The sequence below is a fragment of the Streptomyces sp. NPDC053367 genome (genome assembly GCF_044545925.1).
In the GTDB taxonomy this organism is placed as follows: Bacteria; Actinomycetota; Actinomycetes; order Streptomycetales; family Streptomycetaceae; genus Streptomyces.
The window spans coordinates 1-17,092 of record NZ_JBITYN010000001.1 but is presented as its reverse complement, the minus strand read 5'-3'; the positions used below and the strand labels follow the sequence as shown (position 1 = coordinate 17,092).

The following is a 17,092-nucleotide window of genomic DNA, read 5'->3' as shown; positions in this document are numbered from 1 at the left end:
GAGGGGACCGCAGCTCAGCCCCGTACCCGGGGCGCCCTTCCTCGGAGGCCCGGCGCCTTTCCGCCGCCGACGAGCCGTGCGGCTCAAGCGCCCCGCCCGCACCCCTTCCCGAAGCGCGCGCGCTTGGCTGGACCCGCCGCCCCCGGCCCGGCAACCCGCAGCGCACCGGCAGCCCCCTGGGCACACCCCCCCCACGAAGCTCAGCCCCTTCCCCGGGGCGGCCGCGGCGGGGGAGGGCCGGGCGGAGGTGGCGGTCCCTCCTCCGGCGAGGTCGCAGGCCGCTCGGCGCTCCGGCCCCCGGGAGGGCGGTGGCCCGGCCCGCGCGGTCCCGGCTCGGAGGGCCGTACCACGGTGGGGGCCCCGTGGAAGTCGTCCGCACCCCCGGCCCCGGGCCCCACCCCGATGCCCCAGGCGGCAGACCGACCCCGGTCGTCCTCGGCAACAGGCCCAGCCTCATCCCCGGCCGCCCCGTCCGGCCGGTGATCCTCCACCGTCCGCAGACAGGGGTTCGTCGCCGGGTCGGGCGCCCGGCCCGGCGTGCCGGGGTCGTACGGGTCGGGCGCCCCCGGCTCAGCCGCGCACGCCGCCCTCGAAGCCCCCGGCGCACCCGCGTACGTCGCCCGGTACGGCGGACCGGGAGAGTACGGGTCCGGAGCCCCGGGCGGCCCGCCTGCGTACGCCGACCGCCCTTCACCACCCCGCACGTCACCCGGTGCCCGCCAAGCCGCCCCGCGCCCGGCCACCCGGCACGCACGGGCCAGGAGCGCACCCAGTGCCCCGGCGCCGGCGCCCCACGCCGCGCCCAGCGGCAGCGCCACGGGGAGGCGCCCCTCCAGCCGGACTCCGGTCCCGAGCAGGTCGACGCCGAGCGCGGGCGGCGAGGTGTTCACGGAGACCTCCACCAGCCAGGTCAGGAAGGGCAACGCCACCGCGGTCGTGACGCCCAGCCGCAGCGCGCACGCGCCGGCGAAGCGCAGCGGGCCGTCGTCGTCGGCCCCGGCCGGCAGCGGCGTCCGTACCGCGGCCAGGACGCCCACCAGCAGCATCCCCGCGGCCGCCGCCACCCCCAGCAGCCACACCCGCACGTCCAGCTCGGCCAGCCGCGGCAGGGTCACCGGTCGGTCGGAGGCGACGAGGAGGCCGTCCAGCGGGTCGGGCAGGAAGCGGGTCACGATGCCCGTGGCGTCGCCGTCGAAGGGGACGAACAGGCCGATCGGAAGGCCGAGCCACACCCCGTTGGGCGCGCCGAGCAGGGCCGCGCCGGCGATGCGCCGGGGGTGGTCGTCGCCGAGGGCGGCCCAGCCCGCGGCCGCCCACCCGGCGGCGACGGCGACCAGCAGTACGGTCACGAGGGCCGACACGCAGGGCCGTACGACCCGGTGCAGTGCCGCAGGCCGGCCCGGCAGCGGAGTGCCGCGCGACGCCGACAGGGCGATCAGCAGCACAGCGACGGCCCAGCAGGCGCCGCCCAGCAGGGTGGGGGCGGTGTCGACGGTGAACCCGGCGGTCACCTTCGCGTCGATCAGGTCCCCGACCCGGTCCCCGACCCCGTCGGGCAGCCAACCGCCCACGTCCTCCAGGCCCGGGACCCCGACCCCGCCCGACGGTCCGTCGATCGTGATCACATCGTGTCCGACCCACGCCAGGCCGCCCAGCATCGCCACGAACAGCCCCACCACCGAGCCCGCGCGGACCAGGAGTTCGGCCGGTGACACCACAACTCCCGCCGCCCGCAGGGACCGTAGGAAGAACCATGACAAAAGGAGCGCACCGACCAGTCCGACCCCCAGTGGCGTGATCTCGACGGCCGCCGGAGTCCCTCCGTCCTCCAGTCCGAACACGGACACATCGCCGGAAGTAGTCACGGAACCACCCGCCCCGAGCGCCACGACCGCCGCCGTCATCGGCCCGAGTTCGCCCCGCGCGTCCGCGTCCAGCAGATGCAGACCGAGCCCGGCCGTCGTCGCCATACCGATCAACGCCCAGCTCACAGAGGCGATCGCGGCCGACAGGACGTCGATCCAGGGCACCTTCCCGCCCGTCCGCACGGTTCCGGTACGCATGGCAGCCCCCCACCCGCGGCGCGGCACGGACATCACCCATGTCCCGCTCGCCCTGAATACCACTCTCCGGGCAGGTTTCGACCCCCGTCAACGGCAAAGCGCCGACGCGTTGTACGCCGTCTTCGCAAGGCCCGACTTTCGGTCAGGGGGCCGCTACTGAAATAGTTCCCCCCGATGTTCGACATCCCTAGACTCCCCGCGACGGGGGTAACTCGGGGGACAACTCAGTGGGGCATGGAGTGCCGGAACTCGTACTGGAATCAAACGGACGGACCTGGACGCTGGATCCGTCCCGGTCGTACACACTCGGACGCGATCCGCAGGGAGACGTCGTGTTCGACGACGCCAGGGTCTCCTGGCGGCACGCCACGATCAGCTTCAACGGCGGCAGTTGGGTCATCGAGGACCACGGCAGCACCAACGGCACCTTCGTGCAGGGGCAGCGGATCCAGCATCTGCAGATCGCCGCGGGCACCGCGGTGCACCTGGGCAACGCCACCGACGGTCCGCTGGTCAGCCTGACCGGCGCCGCGGCCGGCGTCGGCGCACCGCAGGCGCAGCCGCAGCAGCAGCCGTACGCGGCACAGGGTGCGGGCCCCGGCTGGGCGGCCCAGCAGGCGCCGCAGCAGCAGGCCCCGCACCAGGCGCCTCAGCAGCCCGCGCAGCCCGGCTGGCAGCAGCCGCCGCAGCAGCAGCCCGCCGCCCAGGTCCCGCACCAGCAGGGCGCGGGCGCGCCGCCGGTCTACGGCGACCGCAGCCCCACCACGTTCCACCAGTTCGCCATCGGCCGTGTGATGCGGATCGGCCGTGCGCTGGAGAACGAACTCGTGGTCTCCGACCTGCAGGTCTCGCGGCACCACGCGGAGTTCCACTCCACGCCCGACGGCCGTATGGAGATCCGCGACCTCGGCTCCCACAACGGCACCTACGTCAACGGTCAGCCGATCCCCAAGGGCGGCTCCGCACTGCTCGGCCCGGCCGACATCGTCGGCGTCGGTCACTCCACGTTCCGTATCGTCGGCGACCGCCTCGAGGAGTTCGTCGACACCGGTGAGGTCTCCTTCTCGGCCCGCCATCTGACGGTCACGGTCGACGGCGGCAAGCAGATCCTCAAGGACGTCTCCTTCGGCGTCCCCGAGAAGTCGCTGATCGCGGTCATCGGCCCGTCCGGCTCCGGCAAGTCGACCCTGCTCAAGGCGCTCACCGGCTACCGGCCCGCCAACCAGGGCGAGGTCCTGTACGACAACCGGAATCTCTACAAGCAGTTCGCCGAGCTGCGCCAGCGCATCGGTCTGGTCCCGCAGGACGACATCCTGCACAAGGAACTGACCGTCAAGAAGGCCCTGAAGTACGCGGCCAAGCTGCGCTTCCCCGCCGACACCACGCCCGCCGAGCGCGAGGCGCGGATCGACGAGGTGCTGCGCGAGCTCAAGCTGGACATCCACAAGGACAAGAAGGTCACCTCCCTGTCCGGCGGCCAGCGCAAGCGGGTCTCGGTCGCCCTGGAGCTGCTGACCAAGCCGTCGCTGATCTTCCTCGACGAGCCCACCTCGGGCCTCGACCCGGGCATGGACCGCGATGTCATGCAGCTGCTGCGCGGCCTCGCCGACGACGGCCGCACGGTGCTCGTCGTCACCCACTCGGTGGCCGAGCTGGCACTGTGCGACAAGCTCCTGGTGATGGCGCCCGGCGGTTCGGTGGCCTACTTCGGCCCGCCGGAGGAGGCGCTGAACTTCTTCGGCTACGACACCTGGGCCGATGTCTTCTCCGCCTTCGAGAACTACCGCGACTACGACTGGGCGGGCCGCTGGAAGGGCTCGCAGCACTACCAGATGTACGCGGCCGACATCGACGCCGTCGCCCCGCAGGCCGTACAGATGCCGGCCATGCAGGCGATCAGGCCGCCCAAGCCGCAGGGCTGGATGTCGCAGTTCATCACGCTCGTACGCCGCTACGTCTCGGTGATCGTCTCCGACAAGGGCTTCCTCGCCCTGATGGTGATCCTCCCGGCCGTCCTCGGCGCGGTGAGCCTGCTGATCGACCCGGACCGGGGTCTGCTGCCCAACCCGCCCAACCCGCAGTCCGGGCGGATCATCCCCAACGGCACGGCCACCACCGTCCTGCTGATCCTCTCCGTCGGCGCCTGCTTCGCGGGCGCGGCCAACTCCGTCCGTGAGCTGATCAAGGAACGGGTCATCTACGAACGGGAACGTGCGACGGGCCTGTCGCGTTCCGCGTACCTGATGTCCAAGGTGTTCGTGCTCGGCATGATCACCGTGCTGCAGGGCCTGCTGGTCGGCGTGATCGGCTTCGCCACCCGCGAGATCCCCGAGGAGGGCCTCGTCCTCGGCGGCGCCACCCTCGTGGAGCTGTCGCTGCCGATCATGGCGCTGGGCTTCACCTCGATGATGTTCGGCCTGATCATCTCCTCGCTGGTGAAGACCGCCGAGAAGACCATGCCGCTGCTGGTCATGTTCGCGATCATCCAGGTCGTCTTCACCGGTTGCCTCTTCGCCCTGAACGGCACGGTCGGCGTCAACCAGTTCTCGTACCTGATGCCGTCCCGCTGGGCGGTCGCCGCAGCCGGCGCCTCGCTGGACTTCAACAAGATCAGCCCGCCCGAGGAGGGCGCCGGGACGGACCCGCTGTGGGAGCACAGCGTCGGCGCCTGGGGCCTGGACATGGCCGCCCTCATCGCGCTCGGCGTGATCTGCGGCTTCTTCGTGGCCCGCTTCCTGCGCCGCCACGAGCCCGAGGTCATGCGCAAGTAACCGCGCTCACGACACGCCGCAGGGCGGCACCCCGTCAGTTGGGTGCCGCCCTGCGGCGTACACGTACCGAGGTCCGCGCCGACCTCAGTACGCGCTGTTCACATTGTCGATCGAGCCGTACCGGTCGGCCGCGTAGTTCGCCGCGGCGGTCAGGTTGGCGACCGGGTCGTACTGGCTCCAGGCCGTGCCCGGGACGTGGTACGCGTCGAAGGTCGGCTTGATGATCTGGAGCAGACCGATCGACGGGACGCCGTTCTGGGCGTTGATGTCCCAGTTGTTGATCGCGTTCGGGTTGCCCGAGGACTCCCGCATGATGTTGCGGTGGAGGCCGTCGTAGGTACCCGGGATGCCCTTGTCGTGCATGATGTCGAGGGCGTGGCGGATCCAGCCGTCCAGGTTGTTCGCGTAGGTCTTCGCGGCGACCGGCTGCACCTTCGGGCGCGCGGCGGACCGGCTCGCGGCCTTCTTCGCGCGCTCCTTGGCGGCCTTCTCGGCGGCGGCCTTCGCGGCGGCCTCGGCCTTCTTCTGCGCCTCCGCCTTCTTCTTCGCCTCGGCGGCGGCCTTCGCCTTCGCGGCGGCGTCCTGGGCGGCCTTGTGCTGGGCCTCGATGGCGTCGACCTTCACGCTCGCGGCGGCGAGCTGGTCGGTCAGGGTGGCCTTGACGTTCGTGACCTTCTGCGAGCCGTAGGCGACGGGCGCCGCGGCGGCGGCCTCGTCCGTGGTGGTCTCGCCGCCCGCGGGGACCACGGAGAACGCGAGCGCTGCGGCGCCGAGGGTGGCGACACCGGCGAGCGCGAGCTTGTGGGTCTTGGTCAGGGTGCGACTGCGACCGGGGTTCTGGGTGTTCTTGGGCATGACGGGATGGACCTCTTCGGATAGCGCGGAGGTCGCTCTTCGTCCGGCGGGGACCTCTTCGTCCGGCGGGGCGCGGGTGCTTCCCACACGAACGCCGCGGGCTGAGACCCGCGGCGCTGAGCGACGTGAGCCATTGTTAGCGCCCGCAAAAATCCCAGGCAAAGGTGTGACGTACGATCCCCGATAGTGGATCAGGGAACGGCAAAACGGGACAGACCGGGCCGTCTGTCCCGCTCGGGCGGGTGCCCTCGTCTCCTAGGCGCCTTCGTACGTGACCTGCGCCCTATGCGCGGGCTCACACGGGCGACACCCTCGTCTCACCCGGTGTCACCGCGCCGGCGCTCAGCGTGGGCGCCCTCCTCCCGCAGCAGGAGATGGGCGTCCCCGAACTCGTGCCACAGGTAGCGCTCGCGCAGCGCCTCCTCGTACGCGCGTCCGACCGCCTCCCGCCCCGCGACCGCCTCCAGCATCAGCAGATGCGACGCCTCCGGCTCGTGCAGCCCGGTCAGCAGCCCGTCCACCACCCCTACCCCGCGCTCGGGCGTCAGCACCAGATCCGTCCACCCCGCTGCCGCCCGCACCACCCCGCCCGGTCCCGCGGCCGACTCCACGGCCCGCACCGCCGTCGTCCCGACCGCGACCACTCTCCCGTCCCCGGCCCGCACCGCGTTCATCGCCCGTGCCGTCGCCTCGGGCACCGCGAACCGCTCCGGATACGGCGGCTCGTGCGCCTCAGCGGACGCCACCCCCGTGTGCAGCGTCACAGGAGCGAACCGCACCCCGCGGCTCACCGGCTCCACCACCAGCCGCGCAGTGAAGGGCCGCGCCGCGCTCGGCATCTCCGCGCTGCCCGCCCCGTCCGGCGAGGGCAGCGCGAACACCGTCCGGTAGGCGGACAGCGGCTGATCCCGCTCCGTGTCGAGGTAGCGGATCGGCCGCCCGTGCCCGCGCAGCAGCCCCACGACGTCCGGATCGGGCGGACGCGCCCACCACAGCCGCCCACCCCGCGCCCGCCGAGCGGCCCCTCCAGCACGAGCCCCAGCCCGCCGGGGGAGCCGCCCCCGGGTGCCCGCCGGCCCTCCGGCACGCGCACGCGTGGAGCCCCGCCCCTCCGGCTCCCGCAGCCCCACCGCCCAGCGGCCGTCGTCCCCGCGCGTGGAGAAGTGCACCACCCCACGCGTGTGCCCGGTCCACCCGTCCACCGGCCGCCAGCGTCGGCGAGGTGTTCACCACCAGCGGATCCCCCGCCCGCAGCAGCCCCGGCAGCTCCGCGAACGCATGGCGCGACACACCGCACACCCCCGCGACACCATCAGTCGTACGGCGTCCCGGTCCAGCCCCGCACCGCGCTGCTCGGCCGGCACGCGCGCGGACAGCTCCGCCGGCACCCGCAGCGCCAGGCTCACCGCCACCCCAGCAGCGCCGGCGCGCTGTACCGGCCGCTCGGCGGACGCTCGTCCAGCAGCCGAAGGAACACCGGCGCCACGTCCTCCGGGGCCGGCGTCCCCGACAGATCCTCACCGGGCTCCGCCGCGGCCGGCATGTCCGTGCGCATGCTCCCCGGATCCACCCACCACACCCGCAGCCCGGGCTCCTCAACCGCCGGCAGCGCCGACAACTGGTTCAGGGCCGCCTTCGAAGCCCCGTACCCGCCCAGGTCCGGTACGCCTCCACCGCCGCGTCCGAACGGAGGTTCACCACCGCCCCGCCCGCCGACTGCCGCAGCAGCAGCAGCGCCTCCTGCACGAGGCCCAGCGGAGCCACCACGTTCGTCTCCAGCGCGGCCCGGAACGCGTCCAGCGGCTGCTCCTCCAGCGGCACCAGCGGCTCCGCGCCCAGGACGACGCCCGCCTTGTTCACCAGCAGATCCACGCCGCCCAGCCGCCAGGCCGCCGCCACCAGGCCGGCCCGGTGCCTGGCGTCCCCGATGTCCCCAGGCGCCGCCGACACGCGCGTGCCGTGCACCGACAGCGCGTCCGCCGCCTCCCTCAGCCGCCCCGCGTCCCGCCCGCCCAGGACCAGGTGCCAGCCCCGCGCGGCCAGCGCCCCCGCGAGCGCCCGGCCCGGTCCCCTCGACGCCCCCGTGATGATCGCCACCGCCATGACACCGTCTCCCTCGCCCCCGTACGCCGCCGACCGGCGCCGGTCCCAACGTAGGAACGCCGCCCACCCGGCCACCTCGGACGCGGGAAGGGGCGGCGGGGCCCTTCGCCCTAGGACCGGCGCCCTAGGCGAGGGCCGTCACTGGTCGGATCCTCGCTGTCACACCCCGCCGGTACCGTGAGGACATGAGTCAAGGTCATCGGTCCGGCCTCGCCGCGGTCAGCTCCGCGCTGCTGGCCATGAGCAGGCACCTGGAGGTGCGCGACGTCCTCAAGACGATCGTCGCCTCCGCCCGTGAGCTGCTCGACGCGCAGTACGCCGCGCTGGGCGTGCCCGACGACCACGGCGGCTTCGCCCAGTTCGTCGTCGACGGCGTCAGCGACGCCCAGTGGAAGGCCATCGGCCCCCTGCCCCGCCAGCACGGCATCCTCGCCTCGATGCTCCACGAGGCCCGGCCGCAGCGCCTCGCCGACGTCCGCAAGGACCCCCGCTTCGAGGGCTGGCCCTCCGCCCACCCCGACCTGTCCGACTTCCTCGGCCTGCCCATCAGGGACGACGACGAGATCATCGGCGCGCTCTTCCTCGCCAACAAGCGGTGCGGGCGGCCCGAAGGCGGCTGCGGCTTCACCGAGGAGGACGAGGAACTGCTCGGGATCCTCGCCCAGCACGCAGCGATCGCCCTCACCAACGCCCGCCTCTACGAGCGCAGCCGCGAGCTGACCATCGCCGAGGAGCGCTCCCGCCTCGCCCACGAGCTGCATGACGCGGTCAGCCAGAAGCTGTTCTCCCTTCGCCTGACCGCCCAGGCCGCCGCCGCCCTCGTCGACCGCGACCCCGCGCGCGCCAAGGGCGAGCTCCAGCAGGTCGCCGCGCTCGCCGCCGAGGCCGCCGACGAACTGCGCGCCGCGGTCGTCGAGCTGCGCCCCGCCGCCCTCGACGAGGACGGACTCGTCGCCACCCTGCGCGACCAGGTCCAGGTCCTCGACCGCGCCCACACCGCGCGCGTGACCTTCGCGAGCCACGGCGTACGCGCCCTGCCCGCCGCCCAGGAGGAGGCGCTGCTGCGCGTGGCGCAGGAGGCCCTGCACAACGCCCTGCGGCACTCCGGCGCCGAGCATGTCGACGTCACCCTCGACCGAAGGGGCAGCGGCGCGGTCCTGCGCGTCACGGACGACGGCAGCGGCTTCGAGCCCCGCGCGGTCCGCCGCGCCGGACGCCACCTCGGCCTGGTCTCCATGCGGGACCGCGCCGGCGGCGTCGGCGGCCGGCTGACGGTGGAATCGGCGCCCGGCAAGGGCACCACGGTCGAGATGGAGGTCCCCGGTGGCTGACGCAATCAAGGTGCTGCTCGTCGACGACCACCAGGTCGTCCGCCGGGGCCTGCGCACCTTCCTGGAGGTCCAGGACGACATCGAGGTGGTCGGCGAGGCCGCCGACGGGGCGGAGGGCGTGGCCCGCGCCGAGGAACTGCGCCCCGACGTCGTCCTCATGGACGTCAAGATGCCCGGCATGGACGGCGTCGAGGCCCTGCGCCGGCTCCGTGAGCTGGACAACCCCGCGCGCGTGCTGATCGTCACCAGCTTCACCGAGCAGCGCACCGTCGTCCCGGCCCTGCGCGCCGGCGCCGCCGGCTACGTCTACAAGGACGTCGACCCCGACGCCCTCGCCGGAGCCATCCGCTCCGTCCACGCCGGCCACATCCTGCTCCAGCCCGAGGTGGCCGGCGCCCTGCTCTCCCCGGAGGATGCCGGCCCCGGCCAGGGCAGGGGCGGCTCGCTCACCGAGCGGGAGCGCGAGGTGCTCGGCCTGATAGCGGACGGCCGCTCCAACCGCGAGATCGCCCGCGCGCTCGTGCTGTCCGAGAAGACGGTCAAGACACATGTGTCGAACATCCTGATGAAGCTCGACCTGGCGGACCGCACCCAGGCCGCGCTCTGGGCGGTACGCCATGGAATGGCCGGTTGATCCGGGCTGAGATTCATACCGTCGTGGGAATGTCACCCGGATGGCGCAACCTCCCCGGATCTCCGGCGTTCTCCAGTGCGTGCCGCGGCGACCGCCGCGGCGTCCACCAGGGAGGGCTTGAGAAAGTGAAGAACCTGAAGAAGGCAGCGGCCGTGACGATGGTGGCCGGCGGTCTGGTCGCCGCCGGAGCCGGAATGGCCTCCGCCACCGACGCGCACGCCCACGGCAGGGCCGAGCACTCTCCTGGCGTCCTCTCGGGCAACCTCGTCCAGGCCCCGGTGCACATCCCGGTGAACGCCGTGGGCAACAGCGTGAGCGTCATCGGCGCGCTCAACCCGGCGTTCGGCAACACCGGCGTCAACGACTGAGCCCTTCACGGCGGAGGTACGGCCCCTCACATCCAGGGCGATGTGAGGGGCCGTACCGTTGCCGGGACAGGGACACGACCGTGGGCCTTCACGTCGTCGTCCTCCCCAGCCTGCTGCCTGGCCCCCGTGCCCCCGAGGGCACGCGGCTCAACCGTGAGCACACGAGGGCACGCACCTCAGCCGCGAGCACACGACCGGGCCTCAGCGCACGCCCCGCTCCCGTTCCTCCACATACGCGTTGTACGCGGCCACCTGCGCCCGCCGAGCCGTCCGCTCCACCGGCCGCAGCGCGGCCCCCCGCGCGGCCATCTCGGAGGCACTCACCGCGCCCCCGTGCCCGCGGTCGTAGGCGAGGGAGATCAACAGCCCCACCCGCTGCGCCAGCTCCAGGACCCGCACGGCCCTGGGCGGATACCCCGGCGCGAGCACCTCCCGCCCCCGCTCCGCCCGCGCCCGGTAGGCGTCCAGCGCCGCGTCGGCCACCGGCCCCGACGCCGCCACATCGAGCCGCGTCAGCACCTCGGTCGCCTCCCGCAGCGCCTCCGCCAGCTCCCGCTCCGCCTCGCCCAGCGACGGCACATCGGCCGGCGGCGCCTCCCGCACGGGCAGACAGTGCCAGACGACCTCGACGTGCACATCGCCCTCGGGCCCGGCCTCGTACACCTCGGGTACGAGCCCCAGCGCGGCCCCGTGGCAGACGACGGCCTCCTCCGCCTCCAGCGCCCGCGCGTTGAACTCCGGCGGCCCGCTCAGCCCCAGCGGATGCCCCGGCGCGGGCAGCGCCACCCTCAGCCCGGTCACCCCGAGCCCGCGCAGGCGCCCCAGCGCGAGCGACAGACCCACGGGCGCCGGCTCAACGGGCAGCCCCTCCACCCGGTGCACGGCGTCCTCCCCGACGACGGCCGACACCGCGTCATCAGGCGAGACAAGTCCGGCAAGAAGGGCATTTCCCCAAGCGGCGAGGCGACCAGAGCGCGGTTCCGAGAGCATGCCTCCACCCTAAGGAACGCCCCAGCACCGGACCGATGGAACTGCCCACCCGGCCGGTGGCGTAGATTTCTTCGAGGGCTGCGCCCACCGGCGCGGCGCTCGAGCCACAGGCGTACGCGACAGCCGAGACCGGCCACACTGCAAGGGGAGACAACGCGCTCATGAGCGATGTTCTGGAGCTTCAGGACGTATCCGTGGTCCGTGAGGGCCGGGCTCTGGTGGACCAGGTCTCCTGGTCGGTCAAGGAGGGCGAGCGCTGGGTCATCCTCGGCCCCAACGGCGCCGGCAAGACCACCCTCCTGAACGTCGCGTCCAGCTACCTCTACCCGAGCAAGGGCACCGCCACCGTCCTCGGCGAGACCCTCGGCAAGCCCGGCACCGACGTCTTCGAACTGCGCCCCCGCATCGGCATGGCCGGCATCGCCATGGCCGACAAGCTCCCCAAGCGCCAGACCGTCCTGGAGACCGTCCTCACCGCCGCGTACGGCATGACCGCCACCTGGCAGGAGGACTACGACGAGGTCGACGAGCAGCGCGCCCGCGCCTTCCTCGACCGCCTCGGCATGTCCGACTACCTCGAGCGGAAGTTCGGCACCCTCTCCGAGGGCGAGCGCAAGCGCACCCTCATCGCCCGCGCCCTGATGACCGACCCCGAGCTGCTGCTCCTCGACGAGCCCGCCGCCGGCCTCGACCTCGGCGGCCGCGAGGACCTCGTCCGCCGCCTCGGCCGGCTCGCCCGCGACCCGATCGCCCCCTCCATGATCATGGTCACGCACCACGTCGAGGAGATCGCCCCCGGCTTCACCCACGTCCTGATGATCCGGCAGGGCAAGGTCCTCGCCGCCGGCCCGCTGGAGCTGGAGCTCACCTCCCGCAACCTCTCCCTCTGCTTCGGCCTCCCGCTCGTCGTCGAGCAGGTCGGCGACCGCTGGACCGCCCAGGGCCTGCCGCTGTCCTGATCGTCAACGGCCCCGCCACGCCGAGACGTTCACGCCCCGGCGCGCCCTGTCGGCAACCGGGGTACGGACCTACCATGACCGTGTGAACGACATCGACGCATGGGTGTGGTGGCTCGTCGGCGCGGCCGCGCTCGGAATCCCGCTCGTGGTCACCGCCATGCCGGAGTTCGGCATGCTCGCGGTGGGCGCCGTCGCCGCGGCCGCGGTCGCCGGCTTCGGCGGCGACGTCGTCCTCCAGGTCATCGCGTTCGTCGTCGTCTCGGTCGCCCTCATCGCCGTCGTACGGCCCATCGCGACCCGCCACCGCACCCAGCGCCCCCAACTCATCACCGGCGTGGAGGCGTTGAAAGGCAGACAGGCCGTCGTCCTGGAACGCGTCGACGCCTCCGGCGGCCGTATCAAGCTCGCCGGCGAGGTCTGGTCGGCCCGCGCCCTGGACACCGGCCGCACCTTCGACGTGGGCGACGAGGTCGACGTGGTGGACATCGAGGGAGCCACGGCGATCGTCATGTGATCTTGTCGGCCAAGGTGTGGCGCAACTGAACCGAACGCCCCCCGGGGCACGCGACGGTCTGTCAGACTCGACCAGCAAGATCTTGGACAAACATAAGATCTGCCGAAAGCGCCGAGGCGAGAAGGGTACGGGGAACCACGATGGAACCGATCATCATCGTCCTGATCATTCTGGTGGTGTTGGTCTTCATCGCCCTGATCAAGACCATCCAGGTCATCCCACAGGCCAGCGCCGCCATCGTCGAGCGCTTCGGCCGCTACACACGCACCCTGAACGCGGGCCTCAACATCGTCGTCCCGTTCATCGACACCATCCGCAACCGCATCGACCTGCGCGAACAGGTCGTGCCGTTCCCGCCCCAGCCGGTGATCACCCAGGACAACCTGGTCGTCAACATCGACACCGTCATCTACTACCAGGTGACGGACGCGCGGGCCGCGACGTACGAGGTCGCCAGCTACATCCAGGCCATCGAGCAGCTGACCGTCACCACCCTGCGCAACATCATCGGCGGCATGGACCTGGAGCGCACCCTGACCTCCCGCGAGGAGATCAACGCCGCCCTGCGCGGTGTCCTCGACGAGGCCACCGGCAAGTGGGGCATCCGCGTCAACCGCGTCGAACTGAAGGCGATCGAGCCGCCCACCTCCATCCAGGACTCCATGGAGAAGCAGATGCGCGCCGACCGCGACAAGCGCGCCGCCATCCTCCAGGCCGAAGGTGTCCGCCAGTCCGAGATCCTGCGCGCCGAGGGTGAGAAGCAGTCGCAGATCCTGCGCGCCGAAGGTGAGGCCAAGGCGGCGGCGCTCCGCGCGGAAGGCGAGGCCCAGGCCGTCCGCACGGTCTTCGAGGCCATCCACGCCGGCGACCCCGACCAGAAGCTCCTCAGCTACCAGTACCTCCAGATGCTCCCGAAGATCGCCGAGGGCGACGCCAACAAACTCTGGATCGTGCCCAGCGAGATCGGCGACGCCCTCAAGGGCCTCTCCGGCGCCATGGGCAACTTCGGCGCCCCGAAGCCGAGTTCGGGCAACGGCACGGAGCGCACGGAGAAGCCGACCATCGAGTAACGCCCTGAGGGGCGCGGGGAACTGCGCGACAAGCCACGATGGCGGGACAGCCGGAGACGATCGTTCCTCCCGACGGCGAGAGATCAGGCAGCTTCCACAGCCAGCCAATCGGGCAGCGCGGCAAACTCCTCCGCCCCCAGCGCGAGCAGCATCGCATCCTGAGGCGTCGGCTCGAACGGCTGCCGCAGCAGCACCATCCCCGCCTGCTCAGGCGTCCGGTCCGCCTTCCGGTGATTGTCCTCCGCACAGGAGGCCACCGTGTTCAGCCACGTGTCCTGACCCCCCTGCGCCCGGGGCACCACGTGGTCCACGGTCGTCGCCCGGCGCCCGCAGTACGCGCACCTGTGCCGGTCCCTGACCAGCACACCCCGCCTCGACCACGGCGCTTGTCTTCGGAAGGGCACCCGCACGTACCTGCACAGCCTGATCACACGGGGCGCCGGGATGTCGACCTCCGCTCCGCGCATCCGCAGCTCGGGGTGGGCCTGCTCGACGACGGCCTTGTCCTGGAGCACCAGAACGACGGCTCGGTTCAACGTCACCGTCGACAGCGGCTCGAAGCTCGCGTTCAGTACCAGCGTGTCCCGCATGACCAGCCCACCTCCCGTGCGCAGCGGCCCACCCCCCTGGCGGGCTGCGATCAACTCTGGCCGGGCACGCCGAGATGGACAACGCAATAAAAAGTGCCCGCCTCCGATCACTTCCATGACCAGAGGCGGGCAAACGTTCCATGAACGTCAGTCTTCGGCGGGCACCTCGTACTCACCGACGAGCTGCGCACGCGCGAGCGTGTGGAACCGCAGGTTGAAACCGACGGCGGCCGGCGAGGCGTCCGAGTCCGGACCGAGCTTCTCCTGGTCCACGGCGTACACCGTGAACACATACCGGTGCGGCCCGTCCCCGGGTGGCGGCGCGGCACCGCCGAAGTCCTTCGACCCGTAGTCGTTGCGCACCTGTACGGCGCCCTCCGGCAGCCCCTCGAACTTGCCGCTGCCCGCGCCCGCCGGCAGCTCCGTCACGGAGGCCGGGATGTCGAAGACGCTCCAGTGCCAGAACCCGCTGCCCGTCGGCGCGTCCGGGTCGAAGCACGTCACGGCGAAGCTCCTGGTCTCCGGCGGGAACCCCTCCCACCGCAGGTGCGGCGAGGTGTTGCCGGCCGCGTGGACCTGAGCCTCCTTGAGCGTCGCCCCCTCCTGGACGTCCTCGCTCGTGACCGTGAAGGACGGCACGGGGGGATGGAAGTCATGGGGGAGCGGCCGCCGCTTGAGCTCGGTCACCTCGGTACCTCCTGATCGGTTCGTTCAGTCGGAACCGAGCCTAGAACCAGTTGCGCTTGCTGCCGACCTCGGACAGCCACTGGTTGAGGTACGCCGCCCAGTCGGTCCCCTGGTAGTCGTTCAGACCGACCTGGAACGAGCGGAACGTGTCGCTGCCCTCGCTGAACATGCCCGGCTTCTTGTCCATCTCCAGCACCACGTCCATGGCCTGCGAGTCGGCGACGAAGCTCAGCTCCACCTGGTTCAGCCCCCGGTACTGCTGCGGCGGGAAGAACTCGATCTCCTGGTAGAACGGCAGCGACTGCCGCGTACCGCGGATGTGGCCGCGCTCCATGTCGGCGCTCTTGAAGCGGAAGCCCAGCTGGATGAACGCGTCCAGGATCGCCTTCTGCGCCGGCAGCGGGTGCACGTTGATCGGGTCCAGATCACCGGAGTCCACCGCACGCGCGATCGCCAGCTCGGTCGTCACACCGATGTGCATCCCGCGCAGCGCCTGACCGTCGATCATCGTGACCGGCGTCTCCCACGGGATCTCGAGCCCGAACGGCACCGCGTGCACGGCGCCGGCCTGGAGCTCGAACGCACCGCCCAGCCGCTGCTTGGTGAACTCGATGTTCTGCTTGTACTCCTGGTCCTGGCCCTCGACCTCGACCTGCGCCTGGAGCCCGACGGACAGCCCCTCGATCTGCTGGCTGACGTTGCCGCCCTGGATACGCACCTCACCCTGGACGACACCGCCCGGAACGACGTTGACCTCGGTCAGCACCGTCTCCACCGACGCACCGCCGGCACCCAGGCTCGCGAGCAGCTTCTTGAACCCCATGACTCTCCTTGTGACGAGTGGACCCTTGTCCTCTACAAACGCGATCCGGCCGCGACCGGTTCCGGCTGCACTACGCTCGGACGGCGTGATCGCGAGCCCCGACCGTACGCCCCTGCCCCGAGACTTCTTCGACCGCCCCGTCCTCGACGTGGCCCCCGACCTCCTCGGCCGCATCCTGGTGCGCCACACCCCGGACGGCCCGATCGCCCTGCGCCTGACGGAGGTCGAGGCGTACGACGGTCAGAACGACCCGGGTTCGCACGCGTACAGAGGACGCACACCCCGCAACGCGGTGATGTTCGGTCCGCCCGGCCATGTGTACGTCTACTTCACCTACGGCATGTGGCACTGCATGAACCTCGTCTGCGGCCCAGAGGGCAGGGCGAGCGCCGTCCTGCTCCGCGCCGGTGAGATCGTCGAGGGCACCGAGCTGGCCCGGACCCGTCGTCTCTCGGCCCGCAACGACAAGGAACTCGCCAAGGGCCCCGCCCGCCTCGCCACGGCCCTGGACATAGACCGCACCCTCGACGGCACCGACGCCTGCACCTCGAAGGAGACACCGCTACGGATCTGCACCGGCACCCCGGTCCCCTCTGACCAGGTACGCAACGGCCCGCGCACCGGGGTTTCCGGCGAGGGCGGCAGCGGCGACCTCCACCCCTGGCGATTCTGGGTCGCCGACGACCCCACGGTCAGCCCGTACCGGGCCCATGTGCCCCGGCGGCGCCGAACTTGACTCGCCCCTGCGAGGTGCGTAATGTGGCCCGAGCCGCTGGAACGGGTACGGCACTCGCCTGCAGCCGGAAGCGGCCAACCCACTACCTACACATCCCCTCAGCGGGGGTGAATTCCGACGTGTCCGCACGTCCGAATTCGAACTCGCGAGACTCGATTATGAGTCGCCCAGGGAATGCGCTAACGTAGTGAATGTCGAAAGGCCGCCGGGCGAAAGCCCGAAAGCCCAAGACGATCCCACCGACAGGGAATCGGATCGAGAAAAAGATCTGATAGAGTCGGAGACGCAAGACCGAAGGGAAGCGCCCGGAGGAAAGCCCGAGAGGGTGAGTACAAAGGAAGCGTCCGTTCCTTGAGAACTCAACAGCGTGCCAAAAATCAACGCCAGATATGTTGATACCCCGACCTGATCGGTTCGATCGGGTTGAGGTTCCTTTGAAAAAACACAGCGAGGACGCTGTGTGCGAGGGGACTATTCCTCCTCTCGCACCGCTCTCGTGGTGTTGCACCGGCTGAATTAATTTTCTGGCCGAGTAAACATTCACGGAGAGTTTGATCCTGGCTCAGGACGAACGCTGGCGGCGTGCTTAACACATGCA

At 71.5% G+C, this 17,092-nt stretch carries 14 protein-coding genes, 1 rRNA gene and 2 pseudogenes; 9 read left to right on the top strand and 8 right to left on the bottom strand.

Annotated features, from left to right (window positions below; genetic code table 11):
* Positions 1-200: 200 nt before the first annotated feature.
* Positions 201-2,063, bottom strand: a complete 1,863-nt coding sequence (locus tag ACIGXJ_RS00085; RefSeq protein WP_399639337.1) for a streptophobe family protein — start codon at positions 2,061-2,063, stop codon at positions 201-203.
* A gap of 239 nt (positions 2,064-2,302) precedes the next feature.
* Here ACIGXJ_RS00085 and ACIGXJ_RS00080 point away from each other — a divergent pair, with 239 nt between their 5' ends.
* The gene (locus tag ACIGXJ_RS00080; RefSeq protein WP_399639334.1) at positions 2,303-4,834 is read left to right on the top strand and encodes an FHA domain-containing protein; all 2,532 of its coding nucleotides are present in this window, start codon (positions 2,303-2,305) and stop codon (positions 4,832-4,834) included.
* A gap of 84 nt (positions 4,835-4,918) precedes the next feature.
* Here ACIGXJ_RS00080 and ACIGXJ_RS00075 read toward each other — a convergent pair whose 3' ends face one another.
* The 3 genes and pseudogenes from ACIGXJ_RS00075 to ACIGXJ_RS00065 all read right to left on the bottom strand — a co-directional run bounded on the left by ACIGXJ_RS00075 (position 4,919) and on the right by ACIGXJ_RS00065 (position 7,792).
* On the bottom strand, positions 4,919-5,689 hold the full coding sequence (locus tag ACIGXJ_RS00075) for a transglycosylase SLT domain-containing protein (RefSeq protein WP_399639331.1): 771 nt from the start codon (positions 5,687-5,689) through the stop codon (positions 4,919-4,921).
* Positions 5,690-6,006: 317 nt separating this feature from the next.
* Positions 6,007-7,095, bottom strand: a pseudogene (locus ACIGXJ_RS00070) (S-adenosylmethionine:tRNA ribosyltransferase-isomerase).
* A pseudogene (locus ACIGXJ_RS00065) lies at positions 7,092-7,792 on the bottom strand (SDR family NAD(P)-dependent oxidoreductase). The pseudogenes ACIGXJ_RS00070 and ACIGXJ_RS00065 overlap by 4 nt, the downstream one beginning before the upstream one ends.
* 185 nt (positions 7,793-7,977) lie before the next feature.
* Between ACIGXJ_RS00065 and ACIGXJ_RS00060 the strand changes: the two are divergent.
* The 3 genes from ACIGXJ_RS00060 to chpE all read left to right on the top strand — a co-directional run bounded on the left by ACIGXJ_RS00060 (position 7,978) and on the right by chpE (position 10,125).
* Complete coding sequence (locus ACIGXJ_RS00060) at positions 7,978-9,123, top strand: GAF domain-containing sensor histidine kinase (RefSeq protein WP_399639328.1); 1,146 nt, start codon at positions 7,978-7,980, stop codon at positions 9,121-9,123.
* Positions 9,116-9,757: a response regulator gene (locus ACIGXJ_RS00055; RefSeq protein ID WP_399639324.1), complete on the top strand. Its 642-nt coding sequence runs from the start codon at positions 9,116-9,118 to the stop codon at positions 9,755-9,757. The genes ACIGXJ_RS00060 and ACIGXJ_RS00055 overlap by 8 nt, the downstream gene beginning before the upstream one ends.
* A 125-nt stretch (positions 9,758-9,882) precedes the next feature.
* The gene (chpE, locus tag ACIGXJ_RS00050) at positions 9,883-10,125 is read left to right on the top strand and encodes a chaplin ChpE (RefSeq protein ID WP_399639321.1); all 243 of its coding nucleotides are present in this window, start codon (positions 9,883-9,885) and stop codon (positions 10,123-10,125) included.
* A 201-nt stretch (positions 10,126-10,326) separates the two neighbouring features.
* Here the strand turns inward: chpE and ACIGXJ_RS00045 are convergent, their stop codons facing one another.
* On the bottom strand, positions 10,327-11,115 hold the full coding sequence (locus tag ACIGXJ_RS00045; RefSeq protein ID WP_399639318.1) for a hypothetical protein: 789 nt from the start codon (positions 11,113-11,115) through the stop codon (positions 10,327-10,329).
* A gap of 161 nt (positions 11,116-11,276) precedes the next feature.
* Between ACIGXJ_RS00045 and ACIGXJ_RS00040 the strand changes: the two genes are divergently transcribed.
* The 3 genes from ACIGXJ_RS00040 to ACIGXJ_RS00030 all read left to right on the top strand — a co-directional run bounded on the left by ACIGXJ_RS00040 (position 11,277) and on the right by ACIGXJ_RS00030 (position 13,658).
* The gene (locus ACIGXJ_RS00040; RefSeq protein WP_399639315.1) at positions 11,277-12,074 is read left to right on the top strand and encodes an ABC transporter ATP-binding protein; all 798 of its coding nucleotides are present in this window, start codon (positions 11,277-11,279) and stop codon (positions 12,072-12,074) included.
* An 82-nt stretch (positions 12,075-12,156) separates the two neighbouring features.
* Positions 12,157-12,588, top strand: coding sequence for an NfeD family protein (locus ACIGXJ_RS00035; protein ID WP_399639311.1), 432 nt, complete (start codon positions 12,157-12,159; stop codon positions 12,586-12,588).
* A gap of 140 nt (positions 12,589-12,728) precedes the next feature.
* Complete coding sequence (locus ACIGXJ_RS00030; protein ID WP_399639308.1) at positions 12,729-13,658, top strand: SPFH domain-containing protein; 930 nt, start codon at positions 12,729-12,731, stop codon at positions 13,656-13,658.
* Positions 13,659-13,741: 83 nt separating this feature from the next.
* Here ACIGXJ_RS00030 and ACIGXJ_RS00025 read toward each other — a convergent pair whose 3' ends face one another.
* From ACIGXJ_RS00025 to ACIGXJ_RS00015, 3 genes are all read right to left on the bottom strand, one after another.
* The gene (locus ACIGXJ_RS00025) at positions 13,742-14,248 is read right to left on the bottom strand and encodes an HNH endonuclease (RefSeq protein WP_399639305.1); all 507 of its coding nucleotides are present in this window, start codon (positions 14,246-14,248) and stop codon (positions 13,742-13,744) included.
* 147 nt (positions 14,249-14,395) lie between these two features.
* Entirely contained in the window at positions 14,396-14,935 is a 540-nt protein-coding gene (locus ACIGXJ_RS00020; protein WP_399639302.1) for a YbhB/YbcL family Raf kinase inhibitor-like protein, read from the bottom strand.
* 40 nt (positions 14,936-14,975) lie between these two features.
* Positions 14,976-15,758, bottom strand: a complete 783-nt coding sequence (locus tag ACIGXJ_RS00015) for a sporulation protein (RefSeq protein ID WP_399639300.1) — start codon at positions 15,756-15,758, stop codon at positions 14,976-14,978.
* An 85-nt stretch (positions 15,759-15,843) separates the two neighbouring features.
* Between ACIGXJ_RS00015 and ACIGXJ_RS00010 the strand changes: the two genes are divergently transcribed.
* Positions 15,844-16,494, top strand: a complete 651-nt coding sequence (locus ACIGXJ_RS00010; protein WP_399639296.1) for a DNA-3-methyladenine glycosylase — start codon at positions 15,844-15,846, stop codon at positions 16,492-16,494.
* A gap of 539 nt (positions 16,495-17,033) precedes the next feature.
* Positions 17,034-17,092: ribosomal RNA gene (locus ACIGXJ_RS00005) — 16S ribosomal RNA — on the top strand; the annotation flags it as partial.